Here is a 17,460-nt window from a genome sequence, read left to right on the forward strand (position 1 = left end):
TAGTTCTTGCAGGCCCAGACATAGCCGCCCGACCATTTCAGCGCCGAGGCCACCATATCGTCGATCAGGCGGTGTTCGTAATGGATGCCCGCCGCCTTGAACTGGTCGGCGAATTCTTCCTCATAGACCTTCTGGAACAGATCCTTGAAGCGTCCATCATAGGCCTTGAGGATGGTGTTCTTGGTCGAGAGATAGACCGGCCACCCCTTCAGCAGGCCATAGTTCATCGACGAGCGCGCGAAGTCGATGATCGACTGGTCGAGGTTGTACATGCCCATGGCCACACCGGCGGCGGGGGCATTGAACACGTCTTTTTCGATCACGGTGCCATCTTCGCCCACGAATTTCATCGTCAGCTTGCCCGCGCCGGGGAAGTGGAAATCGGTGGCGCGATACTGGTCGCCAAAGGCGTGGCGACCGATGACGATGGGTTGGGTCCAGCCCGGCACCAGGCGCGGCACGTTCTTGCAGATGATCGGCTCGCGGAAGATCACGCCGCCAAGGATGTTGCGGATGGTGCCGTTCGGCGATTTCCACATTTGCTTGAGGTTGAATTCCTCGACGCGCTGCTCATCCGGGGTGATGGTGGCGCATTTCACCGCAACGCCGACCTTCTTGGTCATCTCGGCGCTGTCGATGGTGATCTGGTCATTGGTCCGGTCACGCTCTTCGATGCCCAGATCGTAATACAGCAGGTCCACATCCAGATAGGGCAGGATCAGCTTTTTCTTGATGAAATCCCAGATGATCCGGGTCATTTCATCGCCGTCCATCTCCACGATGGGATTCGCCACCTTGATCTTGGTCATGCGCCTGGCCTTTTCAGGTTGAGGATTCGGATGCAGGCTGCATAACGGAAAAGCGGGGCCTTGGGAAGCCCGGTATGCCATTGCATACCAAATTCCGCCAAAGCGGAGCGGCGCTGATGCGACATGCGATGATCCTGGCTGTGGCGCTGGTTTTGGCGGGGCAGGGCGCGAGCGCGCAAGGCCTGCCAACGCGCCGCGACATGGTGCAAGTGCTGCCGGGGCTTTGGGTGGATGCTGCCGCCGATAAGACCGAGCGGGGCGCGATCCGGGGCCATATCGCGGCGGCCTCGCAGCAGGTGCAGCGCCAGTTGGGGGCGGGGCAGCCGGTGGAGTGGTGGATCTGCACGACCGCGCAATGCGACGCCAGCAACGGCATGGCCGCGCGCGGCATGACCTATGGTGCCAGCCTGATCACCCTGAACTCCAAAGGGGCCGCCGATCCCGGCGCCTATACGCATGAGCTGAGCCATGCCACGCTGCATGGCGCCTTGCCGATGGGCGGGCTGTTCAGCACGGCGCTGCCGCTGTGGTTTGACGAGGGCGTGGCGGTGCTGGTATCGGGCGAGCCCTCTGCCGCCGCGCAGGCGCCCTGCAAGGCCAAGCGCAAAGGCCCCTTGCCGCAAACCGCCGCCGATTTCGCCCGCATGGCGCCCAATGCGCAAAAGGCGCTGCCGGTCTATCGCCGCTCGGCCTGCGCAGTGCGGGCGTGGTTGGCAAAGGGGCATGCGCTGCGTGATGTGGTGCCCTTGCTGCGGGCCGGGCGCAAGTTGCCCTGACAGGATCTGGATATTTGAGCCAAGGTGAATGCGCATTCACCTTGGCTCAAATATCCAATCCCTCCGGCTGGAAAAACCCCGCCGCTTGCAGGTTCACCCACTCCCAGACGCCGGGCGCGCCTTTGGCAACCTTGACGCCCACGCGCGAGACCAGCTGCTCATAGGTCACGGCATAGGTGATCCATGTGCCGCCGCCCGACATCAGGTTCGCCATGACCGGCTGCACCCGGTCCAGGCTTTTGCCAAAGACCGCATCGGGGGTTTCTGCCGCCTCGAACTCATCCCACAAGGCACGAAGATCAGCGCGCAAGGGATTGGGCAGCAAGCCAAAAAGCCGATCCGCCGCGGCGGCCTCGGCCGCTTGGGTCTGGGCCGAGCCATGGGCCGCGCCATTGGCCGAATGGATCGGCACATCGCCCACGTCGATCTCGACCAGATCATGCAGCAACAGCATGCGGATCACCCGGTTCACATCCACGCCCGGCACCGCCTGATCGGCCAGAACCAGCGCGTAAAGCGCCAGATGCCAGCTATGTTCGCCCGAGTTTTCACGGCGCGAGCCATCGACCAGCGTGGTGGCGCGATAGACCGATTTCAGCCGGTCCGCCTCGGCCAGAAAAGCCAGTTTGCTGCGCAGATCGGCCAGATCATCGCCCGGCAGGCCCGCCAGCCAATCCGAGGCCAACGCGTGCAGTTCGGGCCATTCGCTGCGGAAGCGGGCGGCGCGGCCCGTTGCCAGATTGTCGGCCACGACCACGCGATGATCGGCGGGCGCACCGGCCCCCATCAAAACCTGAAAGATCGGCTGCGCGTGGTCATAGCGCTTGGCCAGCCGGGCCTCCGGCGTGCGAGCCGCCTCGAACTCGCGCCACAGCGCCAACAGGGCGGCATCCTGATCGGCAGGCAGCAGGCCGAACAACCGCTGCGCCGCCGCCTCTTCGGCTTCGGCCACCGCCTTTGCATCATGGCTCAGATGGATCGGGTGATCGCCGCAATGGATTTCCGGCAGGTCATGCAGCAGCAGCATGGCAATGACGCGCGACAGATCGACGCCCGCAGGCGCTCCCATCACCAAAGCCCACAACGCCAGATGCCAGGAATGCTCGGCCACATTCTCGGGCCGCGTGCCATCCATCAGCACATTGGCGCGATCCACCGCTTTCAGCGCATCGGCCGCATTCAGAAAGGCGAATTGCGCGGCCAGCCTGTCGCTCACGCCGTTGGCCCCGCGCGAAACGCCGCCAGCTTGCGCTCCAGCAGCGCCCGCGCCCGGCGCTCGGCCAGACGCACGCGCATCGCGGTCATGAACCCGTCCTCCATCGAGGGCGAGAGAGAGGCCAGCATCTTGCCGACCTCCATATAGAACCGCTCGTCATCCATCTCGTCCATCGCCGCCAGCACATCCCGGGCCAGCGCATCGGCCAGATCCTCGGTGATGCTCATCAGCGGGTGCCTTCCGTGAGCCGCCGTTTCACATAGCCCGAAACCGTGTCGATCATCGGCTTCATATGGCCTTCCTCATTGGTGAAGAAGTGATCGGCGCCTTCGACCTGCTCATGGGTGATCTTGATGCCCTTCTGCTCGTGCAGCTTGTTCACGAGGGTCTGGGTATCCTTCGGCGGCGCGATGCGATCAGCGGTGCCGTTGATGATCAGCCCCGAGGAGGGGCAGGGCGCGAGAAAGCTGAAATCATAGCGCGAGGCATCGGGCGAAACCGAGACAAAGCCGGTGATCTCGGGGCGGCGCATCAGAAGCTGCATGCCGATCCAGGCGCCGAAGCTGAAGCCTGCGACCCAGCAATGCTTGCTGTTCTGGTTCATGCTTTGCAGATAATCCAGCGCGCTTGCCGCATCGGACAATTCGCCGATCCCCTGATCATATTCGCCCTGGCTGCGCCCGACGCCACGGAAGTTGAACCGCATCACCGTAAAGCCCAGATTGTAGAAGGCGTAATGCAGGTTATAGACGACCTTGTTGTTCATCGTGCCGCCAAATTGCGGATGCGGATGCAGCACGATGGCAATCGGGGCGTCGCGGTCCTTTTGCGGGTGATAACGGCCTTCAAGACGGCCTTCGGGGCCGGCAAAGATCACTTCGGGCATTTCGTCGCCTTTGTCCTTCTGACCACCCATTCACATTGCGCAATGCGGGCGGTTGTTCTAATCCCTTGCGGTGTTACCGCGGGCATGGGGTTGAGTTAAGCGCCCCCGCCCCGCGCGTCAATGGAATTACGGGGTATCACGGAGGGGGCTGGCGATGAAACTGTCCACAAAGGGCCGCTATGCGATGGTGGCACTGGCCGATCTGGCGCTGGCCAAGCCCGAGGATCTGGTCTCGCTGGCCGAAATCTCCAAACGGCAAGACATCTCGCTGCCCTATCTGGAACAGTTGTTCGTCAAGCTGCGCCGGGCCGGGCTGGTCGAGGCGGTGCGAGGCCCCGGTGGCGGTTACCGGCTGGCGCGCATTCCGTCGGAAATCCGGGTATCAGAGGTGATGGAGGCGGTCGAGGAAACCGTGAACGCGCTGCATACCGGGGCCGGGGCCTCGGGCGGCGTGTCGGGCAGCCGCGCGCAATCGCTGACCAACCGGCTGTGGGAGGGGCTTTCGGCCCATGTCTATGTGTTCCTGCACCAGACCCGCCTGTCGGATGTGATCCGCAACGAGATGCGGCCTTGCCCCGCCGTGCCCGCGATTTTCCGCGTGGTGGATGAAGACTGAACGACCGGAAGCCAGCCATGCGCGAGCGCCTTTACCTTTTCGACACCACGCTGCGCGACGGCCAGCAGACGCAGGGCGTGCAATTCTCGCTCTCGGACAAGATGCAGATCGCGCAGGCGCTGGATGCTCTGGGCGTGGATTACATCGAGGGCGGCTGGCCGGGCGCCAACCCGACCGACAGCGATTTCTTTGCCGCCCGCCCGCAGACCCGCGCGACCTTCACCGCCTTTGGCATGACCAAACGCGCCGGGCGCAGCGCTGCGAATGACGATGTGCTGGCCGCTGTGCTGGATGCGGGCACGCCTGCGGTCTGTCTGGTCGGCAAAAGCCATGATTTCCATGTGACCACCGCGCTTGGCATAGCGCTGCCCGAGAATGTCGAGAATATCCGCGCCTCGATCGCCCATGTCACCGCCAAAGGGCGCGAGGCGATGCTGGACGCCGAGCATTTCTTCGATGGCTACAAGGCCAATCCGGCTTACGCGCTGGAATGCCTGCACGCGGCCCATCAGGCGGGGGCGCGCTGGATCGTGCTGTGTGACACCAATGGCGGCACCCTGCCGGAGGAGGTGTTTGCCATCACCGAAGCGGTCATCGCCGCAGGCATTCCCGGCGCCAATCTGGGCATCCACTGCCATGACGATACCGGCAATGCCGTGGCCAATTCACTGGCCGCCGTGCGGGCGGGCGCCCGCCAGGTTCAGGGCACGCTGAATGGCTTGGGCGAGCGTTGCGGCAATGCCAATCTGGTGACGCTGATCCCGACACTTTTGCTGAAAGAGCCGTTCCGCAGCAGGCTGGCAACAAACATCACACTGCAAGCCCTTGGCAATCTTGTGAAAACCTCGCGCCTGCTGGATGACATCCTGAACCGGGTGCCGCTGCGCTCGGCCCCCTATGTCGGGGCCTCGGCCTTTGCGCACAAGGCCGGGCTGCATGCCAGCGCCATTCTGAAAGACCCCAGCACCTACGAACATATCCCGCCCGAACAGGTCGGCAATGCGCGCCAGATCCCGATGAGCAATCAGGCCGGCCTGTCGAACCTGCGGGCGCGGCTGACAGCGGCGGGCATTGCCGTCACTGCCGCCGACCCGCGGCTCTCGACCATTCTCGACACGATCAAGACCCGCGAGGATGAGGGCTATGCCTATGACGGCGCGCAGGCCAGTTTCGAGCTGCTGGCGCGGCGCGAACTGGGCCTCTGCCCCAGCTTTTTCGAGGTCAAGCGCTACCGGGTGAACATCGAACGCCGCAAGAACCGCTATGACCGGATGGTCAGCCTCTCCGAGGCGGTGGTCGTGGTGAAGATCGGCGGCGAGAAGGTGATGTCGGTCTCGGACAGCATGGATGAGGGCGCCCCGGGTCACGCCTCGTCTGATCGCGGCCCGGTCAATGCGCTTTACAAGGCGCTGGTCAAGGATCTGGGCCCCTATCAGGCCTGTATCGACGATATGAAGCTGGTGGATTTCAAGGTGCGCATCACCCAAGGCGGGGTCGAGGCCGTGACGCGCGTCATCATCGACAGCGAGGACGGGCAGGGCCGTCGCTGGTCCACAGTCGGCGTGTCGCCCAATATCGTGGATGCCAGTTTCGAGGCGCTGCTGGAGGCGGTGCAGTGGAAGCTGATCCGCGATGCCGTGGTGCCCGCCGCATGAGCGCCGAGGCCTGCGCCGCCATCGTTCAGCGCGCCGACCCCGAGCGTTTCGCCGCCCTGATGGCCGCCCCGGTGGCGGATCGGCCGGTGCTGGCGGTGCTTTACGCCTTTAATGCTGAGCTGGCGCGCGCGCCTTGGGCCAGCAAGGAGCCGATGATCGCCGAGATGCGCCTGCAATGGTGGCGCGACACAGTGGAGGCCGAGGCATCAGAGCCGGGGCCTGCGCATGAAGTGGCTTCCCCCTTGGGAAAACTCATTCGCACCAAGGCCTTGCCGCTTGATCTTCTGGATGGCCTGGCACAGGCGCGGGTTTGGGACATATACCGAGAGGCCCATGCCGACGAGGCCGCGTTCTGGGCCTATTTGCGGGCCACCGGCGGCGCCTTGATGGCGCTGGCGGTGCAGGCCACGGGCGGCGGCAACCGCGAGGGGGCGCTGGCACTGGGCACCGCGCAGGCTTTGGCGAATTACCTGCGCGCCGTGCCCGCGCTGGAGGATCAGGGCCGCATTCCCTTGGTGGACGGCCGCCCGGAAGCCGTGGCAGCTTTGGCCTTCAAGGGATTGGAATATCTGGATATTGCCAAAAAGGCAAAACTGCCGCGCGGGGCAGGGCTGGCGGCGTACCTCACGCGCCCCGTGCTGGCGCTGGCGGCGCGCCAACCGCAACTGGTGGCAGCAGGCGCGCTGGAAGTGCCAGAATTCACCCGGCGGAAAAACCTGTTGTGGCAATCCCTTACCGGGCGTTTCTAGATCATTTTGGCAAAACGTCATGCAGGAAGGACAGCGCCACCTGCAAGCCATCGGGCGCAATGCCATGGCCGGTGCCCTTCATCGTATGGGCGTAAACCTCGAAACCGGCAATGACCAAAGCATCCCCGGCCCGGCCCATATCGGCATAGGGCACCATCTCATCGGCATCGCCATGGATCAGCATGACCGGCGGCTTTACCCTGGCCTCTGCCTCCAGCGTCTCGGGCAGCAGCAACCGCCCCGAAAAGCCCACCACCCCGGCCAGAGCCAAATCCCGGCGCGGCGCGATGTGCAGGCTCATCATGGTGCCTTGCGAAAATCCAACCAAAGCAAGGGCTTCGGGGGCGATCTTTTCCTCGGCCAGCTTGGCGTCGATGAAGGCGTTCAACAGATCAACCGACACCGCCATCGAGGCCTTCGCCGCCGCCTCGGTGGAGCCATCCAGCCAGGGGATCGGGAACCACTGATAGACAAAGGGATTGTTCACGCATTTTTCCGGCGCGTTCGGGCTAAAGAACACGGTGTCCGGCAGATGCGGCGCCAGCGGATCGGCCAGCCCCAGCAGGTCGGCCCCATCGGCGCCATAGCCATGCACGAAAATCACCATCGAGCGGGCCTTGCCCGATTTCGGCGCCTTGCGTTGTGATTCCAGCATCACCTGATCCCCTCACGGTCTTTTGCCACATGGTAGTAGGCCCAGAGCAGCCGGGCCGCAACCGCACGCCATGGGCTCCATGCGGCGGCAAGGCTGCGCATTTCACGCTCGTTCGGGCGTTTCTCCAGCGAAAACAACAGCCTGCTGGCCTCTTGCAAGGCCAGATCATTATGGGCGAACACATCCGCCCGGCCAAGCGCGAACATGGCATAAATTTCGGCCGTCCAGCGGCCAATGCCAGGCAATTCAACCAGTTGCGCGATGATCCTTTCATCTTCCAAGCCGCGCAGCGCGTCGAAATCCACCCCCGCGACCGCAAGCGCCCGCGCATAGCGCAGCTTCGGGCGCGACAGCCCGCAGGCGCGCAGCGCCTCGTCCTCGGCGGCGGCCACGGCCTCGGGCGTCACAAAACCGGCCGCCTGCATCCGCCCCCAGATCGCCCGTGCCGAAGCCACCGAAACCTGTTGGCTGACAATCGCCCCCAGCAATTCGGCAAAGCCCTCCGGGCGGCGGCGCAGCGGCAATTCTCCTGTCAGCGCATAGGCTTGCGCGAACCTGTTGTCATGGCGCGCCAGCCATTCCATGCCTTCGGCAATATCCGCCGCGCCCTCGATGATGCGCCCGACCATGGCCCCTCCGGTTTTGCCGCAGGCTAGCCCCTTGCAACCCGCCGCCGCAAGGGTTTAGCTCGCGCCATGATCCAGACCAATGATACCCTTGCTCGCCGCAACATGTGGGTGCTGATCGCCGCGCAAGCCATTCTGGGCGCGCAGATGCCGCTGATCTTCACGGTCGGAGGCCTTGCGGGCAGCACGCTGGCGCCCAATGCCTGTTGGGCCACCTTGCCGATTTCACTGACGGTGATCGGTTCGATGCTATGGGCACAACCGCTGAGCGCGCTGATGCAGCGTCGGGGCCGCCGGGCCGGGTTTGTGGCGGGGGCGCTGGCCGGGGCGGCCGGGGCGGGGGTGGCGTCCTGGGGGCTTTACAGCGGCTCCTTCCTGATCTTCGGCCTCGCAAGCCTGCTGACCGGCGGATATATGTCGGCGCAAGGGTTTTACCGCTTTGCCGCCGCCGATCTGGCCTCCGAGACCTTCCGCCCCAAGGCCATTTCCGGCGTGATGGCTGGCGGGCTGGCCTCGGCAATCTTTGGCCCGCAACTGGTATCACTGACGGCGCAGGCCATGGTCGTGCCGTTTCTGGGCAGCTATCTGGCGGTGATCGCGCTCAACCTTGGCGGGATGCTGGTATTCGCAGCGCTGCACGCGCCCAAGCCGGTGGCACGCGTGGCGGGTGCGCCGCAGGGCCGCAGCCGCAGGCAGTTGCTGCGCGAACCGGCGATTCTGGTGGCGGTGGTCTGTGGCACGGTCAGCTATGCGCTGATGAATCTGGTCATGACCTCCTCTCCGCTGGCGGTGGTAGGCTGCGGCTTCCAGACCTCGGACGCGGCCAATATCGTCTCGGCCCATGTGCTTGCCATGTATGCGCCCTCGTTCTTCACCGGCCATGTGATTGCCCGGCTGGGCGTCGAAAAGGTGATCGCGCTTGGCCTGACGATTCTGGCGGCCTCGGGGGCGGTGGCCATGAGCGGCGTGGCGCTGGAACAGTTTTATCTGGCGCTGATCCTTCTGGGGCTGGGGTGGAACTTTGGCTTCATCGGCGCCACCACGATGATCGCGGCGCATCATCGCCCGGAAGAACGTGGCACCATGCAGGGGCTGAATGATGCCATCGTGTTTGGCGGCGTCTCGCTGGCCTCGTTTTCGTCGGGCGGGTTGATGAATTGCTCGGGCGGGTCGGCGCAGGCCGGGTGGTCGGCGGTGAACATGGCGATGCTGCCCTTCCTGATCCTGGCAGGGGGGGCGCTGATCTGGTTTGCGCTGCGCCCGAAGGAAACCCGCTGAAATATGCGTCACACCAAGGTCACATCCTCTTGCGATGCTTTGCCGCGAGGGGATGGGGCTTGCCAGCCTTTTGCCCCGATATATAGTCAAACTATCGGGGCGGGCTTCCCCGTCCCGGGCCCCGGTGGCCAAGGGATGAAGGCGGAGTCTCGGATGGACGGCGATTTCAGGACCAGTTTTGTGCGCGAGCCGGCGGGGTTGAAACATTACCCGGCGCTGGTGCTGAATGCGGATTTCCGCCCGCTTTCATGGTATCCGTTGAGCCTTTGGCCCTGGCAGGAGGCCATCAAGGCCGTCTGCCTCGACCGGGTGCAGATCCTTGCCGAATATGACGCGGTGGTGCGCAGCCAGAAATCCGAGTTCCGCATACCCTCGGTCGTGGTGCTGAAAGAGTTCGTCAAACCCCAGAAGCGCGTGGCTTTCACGCGCTTCAATCTTTTTCTGCGGGATGAATTCTGCTGCCAATATTGCGGTGCAAAGGGCGACCTGACCTTTGACCATGTGCTGCCACGCTCGAAAGGCGGAGTGACCAGTTGGGAGAATGTGGTGGCCGCGTGCAGCCCCTGCAACCTCAAGAAGGCGAACAAGACGCTGAAGCAGGTGGGCATGGTGCTGAAGAAACCGCCGCGCGCGCCGAGCCCGGATGAGATGCACAGCCATGGCAGGCGCTTCCCGCCCAACCACCTGCATGACAGCTGGCTGGACTATCTCTATTGGGATACCGAGCTTGAGGCTTGATTGGCTGGGGCGCTAGGATTCGAACCTAGGTATGGCGGTACCAAAAACCGCTGCCTTACCACTTGGCGACGCCCCAACCGTGAGCGGGGTTCTAGCCGAGCAGGGCAGGGGCTGCAAGAGCGATTTTTCGTCGAAAAATCGTGGCTGGCCCCGGAGGTGGCGGTCGGCTAGAACGCATCATGCGATATGATGTGGTGATATTGGGCGCCGGTGCCGCCGGCATGATGGCGGCCATCGAGGCCGGGCGGCGCGGGCGCCGTGTGCTTGTGATCGACCATGCCAAGGCCGTTGGCGAAAAGATCCGCATCTCCGGCGGCGGGCGCTGCAATTTCACCAATCTCGACATCCGCCCCGACTGCTTTCTGTCGCAAAATCCGCGCTTTGCGCTGTCGGCGCTAAAGCGCTTTACCCAGTGGGATTTCATTGCGCGCGTGGATGCGGCGGGCATCCGTTGGCATGAGAAAACCCTGGGGCAATTGTTTTGCGACGGTTCTGCGCGCGAGATTCTGGCGATGCTGCAAAGCCAGATGAAGGAATGCGGCGTAACTATTTGGCTTGAAACAGAAATTCGTCATGTCGGGCAGGCGGCACCTTTCCGGGTGGAGACCTCGCGCGGGGCGGTCGAGGCCTTGGCCATGATTGTGGCAACTGGCGGCAAGTCGATCCCCAAGATGGGGGCCACCGGGCTTGGCTATCACATTGCCGAAAGCTATGGGCTTCCATTGACCGAAACACGGCCCGCGCTGGTGCCGTTGACCTTGGCGGCACAGGTGCTGGAGCCCTTGCAGGCACTGTCAGGCACCGCGGTGCAAGGACGTGCGAATTGTGGCCGCCAAGGCTTTGAGGAAGCTATTCTTTTCACGCATCGCGGCCTGTCTGGCCCGGCGATTTTGCAAATCAGTTCCTATTGGCGTGAGGGCGACAGCCTGCGTCTTGATCTGGCGCGTGGCGAGGATTTGGGCGAGGCACTGCGGCGGCTGCGCCAAAGCGAGGGACGCATCGCCTTGCGGACGGCGCTGGCGCGCTTCTTGCCCGAAAAGCTGGCACGGCATCTGGAGGAGATCAGCGGGTTGCGGGGCAATCTGGCCGATCAGAACAACGCGCGGATCGACCAGTTGGCGGCGCTTGTCCACAGTTTTGAGATCACGCCAGTTGGAAGCGAAGGCTATCGCACGGCAGAGGTTACGCTGGGCGGCGTGAACACCGATGCTTTGGATGCGCGGACGATGCAGGCCAAGTCTGTGCCGGGGTTGCATTTTGTCGGGGAAGTGGTGGATGTGACGGGTTGGCTGGGCGGCTATAACTTGCAATGGGCCTGGTCATCGGGCTGGGCAGCCGGACAGGCAGTATAAGTCTGATAATCTATATTATGTAACTATATCCTCACTCCAAATCCTGTCCGGTCTTGCCAAAGCGCCCTTGCATCGGGCAAAGACGAGCCACAGCAGCCCGGAGGCCCCCATGACGTTCAGCCGTGCCATCAAGATCGCTCCGTCGATCCTTTCTGCCGATTTCGCCAATTTCGGTGCCGAATGCCAAGCCATCGAGGCGCAAGGCGCCGACTGGGTGCATGTGGATGTGATGGACGGGCACTTTGTGCCGAATATCACTTTCGGCCCAACGACTTGCGCGGCGATCCGCAAGCATATCAAGGGCGTGATGGATGTGCATTTGATGATTGCGCCGGTCGATCCCTATATCGACGCCTTTGCCCAATCGGGCGCTGATGTGATCACTGCGCATCTGGAGGCCGGGCCGCATATTCACCGCAGCTTGCAAGCGATCCGGGCGCATGGCGTGAAGGCTGGGCTTGCGCTGAACCCCGGCACGCCGATCGAGGCGGTCGCCCATCTGCTCGATATGGTGGACCTGATCTGCGTGATGACGGTGAACCCCGGCTTTGGCGGGCAGAAATTCATTCATTCCCAAGTCGATAAGGTGTGCTCCTTGCGGACCATGATTGGGGATCGCCCGATCCATATCGAGATCGACGGCGGTGTGACGGTGGAAACCGCGCCGCTGGTGGCGGCCGCCGGGGCGGATGTGCTGGTGGCGGGCTCGGCGGTGTTCAAGGGCGGCTCGGTCGCGGACCCGGCCCCCTATGGCGCGAATATCCGGGCAATCCGGTCTGTGGCCGAGGCCGCGCAGGTCTAACGTTCGCGGCCCCCTGCCGGCGCCAAACATATTCAATACTTGAAATGTGTCTGGCGCCGGGTTACCTCTGAGGCCATTGCTTTCGGAGGCGGTCATGCGTCCCTTTCTGCCGATTCTCGACTGGGCGCCGCGCTATGATCGCGCGGCCCTCGGCAATGACCTGCTCGCGGCAGTGATCGTGACCATCATGCTGATCCCGCAATCGCTGGCCTATGCGCTGCTGGCCGGATTGCCTGCCGAGATCGGGCTTTATGCCTCTGTCGCGCCCTTGCTGATCTATGCGCTGTTTGGCACGTCGCGCACGCTGGCGGTTGGCCCGGTGGCGGTGGTCAGCCTGATGACCGCGGCGGCTGTCGCACCTTTGGCTGCGCAAGGCACGCCCGAATATTTGGGTGCGGCCATTGCTTTGGCGGTGCTGTCGGGCCTGATCCTGCTGGTCATGGGTCTGCTGCGGCTGGGGGTGATTGCGAATTTCATCAGCCATCCAGTGATTTCGGGTTTCATCACGGCCTCAGGGCTGCTGATTGCCGCCGGGCAAGTGCCGCAGCTTCTGGGCCTTGGCATTCGCGGCGAAACCCTGCCCGATCTGGCGCGGGCGCTTTGGCCAAAGCTGCCAGCGGCAGAGCCACAGGTTTTGCTGATCGGGCTTCCGGTGCTGGCCTTCCTGTTCTGGACGCGGGCGCGGCTGACGCCCTTGCTGCGGCGGCTTGGCCTTCCGCCGCGTCTTGCGGCGGCGACCAGCCGGGCCGCGCCGGTGATGGCCGTGGCGGCCACCACGCTCGCCTCCTGGGGCCTTGCGCTGGAGGTGCCCGTGGTGGGCGAGATCCCGCGCGGCCTGCCCCTGCCCGTCTTGCCGCCGCTGAACCTGGAGCTGTGGCGCGCGATCCTTTGGCCTGCCGCCCTGATCGCGCTGGTCGGCTATGTCGAGACGATTTCGGTGGCGCAAACCCTGGCCGCCAAGCGCCGGCATCGGATCGACCCGGATCAGGAGCTGGTGGCGCTTGGGCTGGCAAATATCGGCGCGGGCGTCTCGGGCGGATTTCCGGTGACGGGGGGCTTCGCGCGCTCGGTGGTGAATTTCGATGCCGGCGCCGAGACCCCGGCGGCGGGTGCCTTCACCGCCATCGGCATGGCGCTGGCCACCCTGACGCTGACCCCTGCCCTGTTCTACCTGCCCAAGGCCACCCTTGCCGCCACCATCATCGTGGCGGTGCTGAGCCTTGTCGATCTGGGCGCGCTGCGCCGCACCCTCGCCTATAGCCGCAGCGATTTCGCCGCCATGGCCGTCACTATCGTGATGACGCTGGGCCTGGGCGTCGAGGCCGGGATCAGCGCCGGGGTCGCGCTGTCGCTGGCGCTGCATCTGTGGCGCAGCTCGCACCCGCATGTGGCGGTGATGGGCCAGGTGCCGGGGACCGAGCATTTCCGCAATCTGGCCCGGCACGAGGTCGTCACCGTGCCCGAGGTGCTGCAAGTGCGCATTGATGAAAGCCTGTGGTTTCCGAATGCGCGCCATCTGGAGGATGTGCTGCTGGCCGCCGTTTCCGAACAGCCGGGGCTGCGCCATGTGGTGCTGGATTGCGCGGCGGTGAACAGCATTGATGCCTCGGCGCTGGAAACCCTGGAGGCGCTGAACCATCGCCTCTCGGATGGCGGCGTGAGGCTGCATCTTGCCCAGGTGAAGGGCCCGGTGATGGACCGCCTGCTGCGCTCGCCCTTCCCCGATGCCTTGACGGGCAGGGTCTATCTGACCCAGTTCGATGCGATGATGGATCTTGCCCCCGCCATCACCCGCGCCACCCGTGGCGCGCCCCGCATCGCGACAGCCCCCGGGCCGCGCGCCAAGCCGCCTCTCGACGCAGGGCAAATGCCGGGCTAACAAGGTGAAGGGGGCCTTCATGTCCGATGTGTTGGAATTGGTAAATCGTATCGCGGCCGCCCCCAGCGTGGGGTCGGTCTGGGATTTGTCGGTGGCCCATTTCACGCGTCATGGCTTTGCCAGGGTCAATTACGGCATGACCCGGTTTCGCAAGGCCGGAGGCATCGGCGACCCGGATGATGCGGTCTATCTGACCAGCTTTCCGCCCGGCTACAGCAATTTCTATTTTCGCGACGGCTTTTATGCCCGAACCGCCCCCTATCGCTGGGCGCTGGAAAATCGCGGCGCGTCTTGCACCTGGCGGTGGGTGGAGGAGAAAGCCCGCGCCGGAGAGCTGACCGCAGAGGAACTGGAGGCGGTGCAGCGCAATGCGCAATGGCAGTTGCGCGCCGGAATCACCATCAGCTTCCCGGATGTGACGACAAGGCAGCGCGGGGCGCTTGGTCTCGCCGCCGATCCGGGCATCGACCACGATCAGGTGGATGCGATCTGGGCCGAACAGGGGCCGGGGCTTGCGGCAGTGGCGCAGGTCATGCATCTGCGCCTGTGTCAGTTGCCCCTGCCCGTCCGGCGCCCGCAACTGTCACTGCGGCAGCGCGAGGCGCTGGAGTGGGTGGCCGAGGGCAAGACGATGCAGGATATTGCCACGCTGATGGGCATCTCCACCGCCATGGTGGAAAAGCACCTGCGCCTCGCGCGGCAGGCGCTGGATGTGGACAGCACCGCTCAGGCCGTGGCCAAGGCGGCCTTGCTCAACCAGATCTTCCTGCCCGCCGCCAACGAGGTCAGGAATCCCTGACTTACCTAACGTCAATTTTTTTGGTAAGATGGTCAGGCTTTGCATCACTGGGTGAAGGCAAGGCCTATGCGGGCAAGGGCCTATTGGCGCCCATTGCCGCATATCCTGTTCTCTGAACGGGAGAGTAACCGCAAGCAGGCCGATTAGCCAAGGCTGCGGGTCCGAGTCAGGTGGGGTATTGCCATTCAGGCGGTGTCGTGTGGTGCGGCACCGCCATTTTCATGGGGCGGGTCAACCCGCCCGCCCCTGTCCTGAAATGCAAAAGGCGGCCCCCGCAAGGGCCGCCCTCCTGATCCGGCACGGGCCGGAAATCAGCCTTGCAGAGCTTTCGCCACTTCGGCAGCGAAGTCTTCTTTCTCTTTTTCGATGCCTTCGCCCACGGCCATGCGCACGAAAGCCACGACCTCAACGCCCGCGTCTTTCGCAGCTTGCGCCACGGTGACATCGGGGTTGATGACGAATTTCTGGTTCAGCAGGGTCGATTCCTCGAAGAACTTCTTCATCCGGCCCGGGATGATGTTGTTCTGGATCACTTGCTCGGGCTTCGGCTTGGCCGAGGCTGCGTTTTCTTCCAGCGCCTTGGCGGTCTGCACGGCCAGCTCGCGCTCGACCACAACCGGGTCCATGTCGGCTTCCGACAGCGACACCGGCGAGGTAGCGGCGATGTGCATGGCGATCTGCTTGCCGATGCCATTGTCGGCACCTTTCAGCGCGACCAGCACGCCGATGCGGCCCAGGCCATCCGCAGCAGCGGTGTGGATGTAGGCGGCAACCGCGTCACCTTCCACAGCCGCCATGCGGCGCAGGGTCATGTTCTCGCCGATGGTGGCGATGGCATCGGTCAGCGATTCCGAAACGGTCTTGCCGTTCAGGGCGGCACCTTTCAGCGCTTCCACATCCGACACGCCCAGAGCGGCGGTGGTGATGCCCCGCACGAGGTTCTGGAAGTCGGCATTCTTGCCCACGAAGTCGGTTTCCGAGTTCACTTCGACAGCGACACCCTTGCCGCCCGAAACGGCCACACCCACCAGACCTTCCGCGGCCACGCGGTCGGCTTTCTTGGCGGCTTTCGCCAGACCCTTGGTGCGCAGCCAGTCCACGGCGGCTTCCATGTCGCCATTCACTTCGGTCAGCGCCTTTTTGGCGTCCATCATGCCTGCGCCGGTGGCTTCGCGCAGTTCCTTCACCATCGCTGCGGTGATCGTCATCGTATTTCTCCCAGAACGGATGATCCCGGCAGGCTTTACGCCCGCCGGGTAACGCGGATGCGACAGGGGCGCGAGGGCCCCCGCCGGATGCGAGGATCAGGCCTCGGCGGTTTCTTCCTCGGGGGCGTCTTCCAGCGCGCCGAGGTCCACACCGGCAGCGCCGAGCTGGGCCGACATGCCGTCCAGCGCCGCGCGGGCGATCAGGTCGCAATAAAGCGCGATGGCGCGGGCGGCGTCATCGTTGCCCGGGATCACATAGTCCACGCCCTTGGGCGAGCAGTTGGTGTCGACCACAGCCACAACCGGGATACCCAGCTTCTTGGCTTCGAGGATGGCGAGGTCTTCCTTGCCCACATCCACGATGAACAGCAGATCCGGCACGCCGCCCATTTCACGGATGCCGCCCAGCGAAGCTTGCAGCTTCGACTGCTCGCGTTCCATGTTCAGGCGCTCTTTCTTGGTGAGGCCCTCGGCGCCGGTCGCCAGAAGCTCGTCGAACTGCTTCAGACGCTGGATCGACTGCGAAACGGTCTTCCAGTTGGTGAGCGTGCCGCCCAGCCAACGGTGGTTCATGTAATATTGAGCGCATTTTTCAGCGGCTTCGGCGATCGGCTTCTGGGCCTGACGCTTGGTGCCGACGAAGAGGATGCGGCCGCCCTTGGCCACGGTGTCGCGCACGACCTTCAGAGCCTGGTCCAGCATCGGGACGGTCTGGGTCAGGTCGAGAATGTGGATACCGTTGCGGTCGCCATAGATGTATTCCGCCATGCGCGGATTCCAACGGGCGGTTTGGTGACCGTAGTGAACGCCAGCTTCCAGCAGCTGACGCATCGAGAATTCAGGGAGCGCCATGTCCATATCCTTTTCCGGTTTGCGCCTCGGCGAAGCCTTGAGGGTTTGCACCCAACCGGCGGACTGTCCGGGATGTCTCCCCTTCCAGCCCAAGCCTCGCCTGTGAAGTGAGGCAGCCCTTACAGGCCGGAACCACGGATTGCAAGGCCCGCCTGCCGAAAAAGAAGAAGGGGGGCTGTCTGCCCCCCATCTCCTGCGGAGATTCCCCCCGAGGATATTTTTGAACAGAAAAATGAAAAGCAGAGCCGCTCTTCTTCATTTTCTGTTCAAAAATATCCTCAGGGGGTGAATTGAGCCGCAGGCTCAAGAGGGGGCGCGAGCGCCCCCTGTCTGGTCACGCTCAACCGCGCAGGGCTGCGATCCACCGTTCCAGGCGCGCACGGTTGCCGCCGAAATCGCTGAAGCCAAAGCGGGCGCGCGACCAGATTTGCAGCCGCGTCCCCTCGGGCGTTGCCGTGGTTTCGGCGGTGATGAAATCGGGCAGGCCCCAGAGGGCGGAGCGTTGCATCAGCGTCAGCCGCCCCTCGCCTGCGCTGCCGGCCACAAGGCGGGTGCGCGGCTCGG

Annotated in this window: 19 protein-coding genes and 1 tRNA gene; 10 read left to right on the forward strand and 10 right to left on the reverse strand. The window is 64.0% G+C overall.

All coding sequences use genetic code 11. The features are described from left to right. Window positions 1-809: NADP-dependent isocitrate dehydrogenase (locus JNN06_RS16315; RefSeq protein WP_291240650.1), on the reverse strand; the 809-nt coding region annotated here is incomplete at its 3' end. 74 nt (window positions 810-883) lie between these two features. Between JNN06_RS16315 and JNN06_RS16320 the strand changes: the two genes are divergently transcribed. Beyond that, entirely contained in the window at window positions 884-1,585 is a 702-nt protein-coding gene (locus JNN06_RS16320) for a hypothetical protein (RefSeq protein WP_291240651.1), read from the forward strand. 46 nt (window positions 1,586-1,631) lie between these two features. Here JNN06_RS16320 and JNN06_RS16325 read toward each other — a convergent pair whose 3' ends face one another. Genes JNN06_RS16325 through JNN06_RS16335 form a run of 3 tightly spaced genes read right to left on the reverse strand, consistent with a single transcriptional unit; the run spans window position 1,632 to window position 3,687 of the window. Further along, a complete protein-coding gene (locus JNN06_RS16325) occupies window positions 1,632-2,801 on the reverse strand; it encodes an HD family hydrolase (RefSeq protein WP_291240652.1) in 1,170 nt (389 codons plus the stop codon). Further along, on the reverse strand, window positions 2,798-3,028 hold the full coding sequence (locus JNN06_RS16330; RefSeq protein ID WP_291240653.1) for a hypothetical protein: 231 nt from the start codon (window positions 3,026-3,028) through the stop codon (window positions 2,798-2,800). Before JNN06_RS16330 ends, JNN06_RS16325 begins: the two co-directional genes overlap by 4 nt. Then, window positions 3,028-3,687, reverse strand: coding sequence for an alpha/beta hydrolase (locus JNN06_RS16335; RefSeq protein WP_291240654.1), 660 nt, complete (start codon window positions 3,685-3,687; stop codon window positions 3,028-3,030). Before JNN06_RS16335 ends, JNN06_RS16330 begins: the two co-directional genes overlap by 1 nt. A gap of 154 nt (window positions 3,688-3,841) precedes the next feature. Between JNN06_RS16335 and JNN06_RS16340 the strand changes: the two genes are divergently transcribed. Genes JNN06_RS16340 through JNN06_RS16350 form a run of 3 tightly spaced genes read left to right on the forward strand, consistent with a single transcriptional unit; the run spans window position 3,842 to window position 6,707 of the window. After that, window positions 3,842-4,303 carry an Rrf2 family transcriptional regulator gene (locus tag JNN06_RS16340; RefSeq protein ID WP_291240655.1) on the forward strand — a complete coding sequence of 154 codons (462 nt, stop codon included), beginning with the start codon at window positions 3,842-3,844 and terminating at the stop codon, window positions 4,301-4,303. Between the two features lie 17 nt (window positions 4,304-4,320). Then, entirely contained in the window at window positions 4,321-5,958 is a 1,638-nt protein-coding gene (gene cimA / locus JNN06_RS16345; protein ID WP_291240656.1) for a citramalate synthase, read from the forward strand. After that, window positions 5,955-6,707 (forward strand): squalene/phytoene synthase family protein, encoded by a 753-nt coding sequence (locus JNN06_RS16350; RefSeq protein WP_291240657.1) that lies wholly within the window; start codon window positions 5,955-5,957, stop codon window positions 6,705-6,707. Before cimA ends, JNN06_RS16350 begins: the two co-directional genes overlap by 4 nt. A gap of 1 nt (window position 6,708) precedes the next feature. On the opposite strand, the gene JNN06_RS16355 is transcribed toward JNN06_RS16350, so the two are convergent. Both JNN06_RS16355 and JNN06_RS16360 read right to left on the reverse strand, forming a co-directional pair. After that, a complete protein-coding gene (locus JNN06_RS16355; RefSeq protein ID WP_291240658.1) occupies window positions 6,709-7,362 on the reverse strand; it encodes a dienelactone hydrolase family protein in 654 nt (217 codons plus the stop codon). Then, a complete protein-coding gene (locus tag JNN06_RS16360) occupies window positions 7,362-7,991 on the reverse strand; it encodes a DNA-3-methyladenine glycosylase 2 family protein (protein ID WP_291240659.1) in 630 nt (209 codons plus the stop codon). The genes JNN06_RS16355 and JNN06_RS16360 overlap by 1 nt, the downstream gene beginning before the upstream one ends. 66 nt (window positions 7,992-8,057) lie before the next feature. Here JNN06_RS16360 and JNN06_RS16365 point away from each other — a divergent pair, with 66 nt between their 5' ends. Further along, the gene (locus tag JNN06_RS16365) at window positions 8,058-9,266 is read left to right on the forward strand and encodes an MFS transporter (RefSeq protein WP_291240660.1); all 1,209 of its coding nucleotides are present in this window, start codon (window positions 8,058-8,060) and stop codon (window positions 9,264-9,266) included. Between the two features lie 153 nt (window positions 9,267-9,419). Further along, on the forward strand, window positions 9,420-10,004 hold the full coding sequence (locus tag JNN06_RS16370) for an HNH endonuclease (RefSeq protein ID WP_291240661.1): 585 nt from the start codon (window positions 9,420-9,422) through the stop codon (window positions 10,002-10,004). A 1-nt stretch (window position 10,005) separates the two neighbouring features. Here JNN06_RS16370 and JNN06_RS16375 read toward each other — a convergent pair. Further along, window positions 10,006-10,080 (reverse strand) — tRNA-Gln (locus JNN06_RS16375). A 100-nt stretch (window positions 10,081-10,180) separates the two neighbouring features. On the opposite strand from JNN06_RS16375, the gene JNN06_RS16380 reads away from it, so the two are divergent. The 4 genes from JNN06_RS16380 to JNN06_RS16395 all read left to right on the forward strand — a co-directional run bounded on the left by JNN06_RS16380 (window position 10,181) and on the right by JNN06_RS16395 (window position 14,836). Continuing rightward, on the forward strand, window positions 10,181-11,356 hold the full coding sequence (locus tag JNN06_RS16380) for an NAD(P)/FAD-dependent oxidoreductase (RefSeq protein WP_291240668.1): 1,176 nt from the start codon (window positions 10,181-10,183) through the stop codon (window positions 11,354-11,356). 109 nt (window positions 11,357-11,465) lie between these two features. After that, window positions 11,466-12,158 (forward strand): ribulose-phosphate 3-epimerase, encoded by a 693-nt coding sequence (gene rpe / locus JNN06_RS16385; RefSeq protein WP_291240662.1) that lies wholly within the window; start codon window positions 11,466-11,468, stop codon window positions 12,156-12,158. A gap of 94 nt (window positions 12,159-12,252) precedes the next feature. Beyond that, window positions 12,253-14,037, forward strand: coding sequence for a SulP family inorganic anion transporter (gene sulP, locus JNN06_RS16390; protein ID WP_291240663.1), 1,785 nt, complete (start codon window positions 12,253-12,255; stop codon window positions 14,035-14,037). A 19-nt stretch (window positions 14,038-14,056) separates the two neighbouring features. Continuing rightward, window positions 14,057-14,836 carry an autoinducer binding domain-containing protein gene (locus tag JNN06_RS16395; protein ID WP_291240664.1) on the forward strand — a complete coding sequence of 260 codons (780 nt, stop codon included), beginning with the start codon at window positions 14,057-14,059 and terminating at the stop codon, window positions 14,834-14,836. Window positions 14,837-15,147: 311 nt separating this feature from the next. Here the strand turns inward: JNN06_RS16395 and tsf are convergent, their stop codons facing one another. The 3 genes from tsf to JNN06_RS16410 all read right to left on the reverse strand — a co-directional run. Beyond that, window positions 15,148-16,044: a translation elongation factor Ts gene (gene tsf / locus JNN06_RS16400; protein ID WP_291240665.1), complete on the reverse strand. Its 897-nt coding sequence runs from the start codon at window positions 16,042-16,044 to the stop codon at window positions 15,148-15,150. A 96-nt stretch (window positions 16,045-16,140) separates the two neighbouring features. After that, window positions 16,141-16,902 (reverse strand): 30S ribosomal protein S2, encoded by a 762-nt coding sequence (rpsB, locus tag JNN06_RS16405; RefSeq protein ID WP_291240666.1) that lies wholly within the window; start codon window positions 16,900-16,902, stop codon window positions 16,141-16,143. A 334-nt stretch (window positions 16,903-17,236) separates the two neighbouring features. Next, on the reverse strand, window positions 17,237-17,460 hold a 224-nt coding region (locus JNN06_RS16410; RefSeq protein ID WP_291240667.1), incomplete at its 5' end, for a DUF1499 domain-containing protein.

This window comes from Gemmobacter sp., assembly GCF_016792925.1.
GTDB lineage: Bacteria > Pseudomonadota > Alphaproteobacteria > Rhodobacterales > Rhodobacteraceae > Gemmobacter.

Coding starts and splice junctions, on each gene's coding strand:
- rpe (WP_291240662.1), top strand. CDS start 11,466: ATGACGTTCAGCCGTGCCATCAAGATCGCTCCGTCGATCCTTTCTGCC.
- sulP (WP_291240663.1), top strand. CDS start 12,253: ATGCGTCCCTTTCTGCCGATTCTCGACTGGGCGCCGCGCTATGATCGC.
- rpsB (WP_291240666.1), bottom strand. CDS start 16,902: ATGGACATGGCGCTCCCTGAATTCTCGATGCGTCAGCTGCTGGAAGCT.
- JNN06_RS16395 (WP_291240664.1), top strand. CDS start 14,057: ATGTCCGATGTGTTGGAATTGGTAAATCGTATCGCGGCCGCCCCCAGC.
- tsf (WP_291240665.1), bottom strand. CDS start 16,044: ATGACGATCACCGCAGCGATGGTGAAGGAACTGCGCGAAGCCACCGGC.
- JNN06_RS16365 (WP_291240660.1), top strand. CDS start 8,058: ATGATCCAGACCAATGATACCCTTGCTCGCCGCAACATGTGGGTGCTG.
- JNN06_RS16340 (WP_291240655.1), top strand. CDS start 3,842: ATGAAACTGTCCACAAAGGGCCGCTATGCGATGGTGGCACTGGCCGAT.
- JNN06_RS16350 (WP_291240657.1), top strand. CDS start 5,955: ATGAGCGCCGAGGCCTGCGCCGCCATCGTTCAGCGCGCCGACCCCGAG.
- JNN06_RS16360 (WP_291240659.1), bottom strand. CDS start 7,991: ATGGTCGGGCGCATCATCGAGGGCGCGGCGGATATTGCCGAAGGCATG.
- JNN06_RS16355 (WP_291240658.1), bottom strand. CDS start 7,362: ATGCTGGAATCACAACGCAAGGCGCCGAAATCGGGCAAGGCCCGCTCG.
- JNN06_RS16335 (WP_291240654.1), bottom strand. CDS start 3,687: ATGCCCGAAGTGATCTTTGCCGGCCCCGAAGGCCGTCTTGAAGGCCGT.
- JNN06_RS16320 (WP_291240651.1), top strand. CDS start 884: ATGCCATTGCATACCAAATTCCGCCAAAGCGGAGCGGCGCTGATGCGA.
- cimA (WP_291240656.1), top strand. CDS start 4,321: ATGCGCGAGCGCCTTTACCTTTTCGACACCACGCTGCGCGACGGCCAG.
- JNN06_RS16330 (WP_291240653.1), bottom strand. CDS start 3,028: ATGAGCATCACCGAGGATCTGGCCGATGCGCTGGCCCGGGATGTGCTG.
- JNN06_RS16370 (WP_291240661.1), top strand. CDS start 9,420: ATGGACGGCGATTTCAGGACCAGTTTTGTGCGCGAGCCGGCGGGGTTG.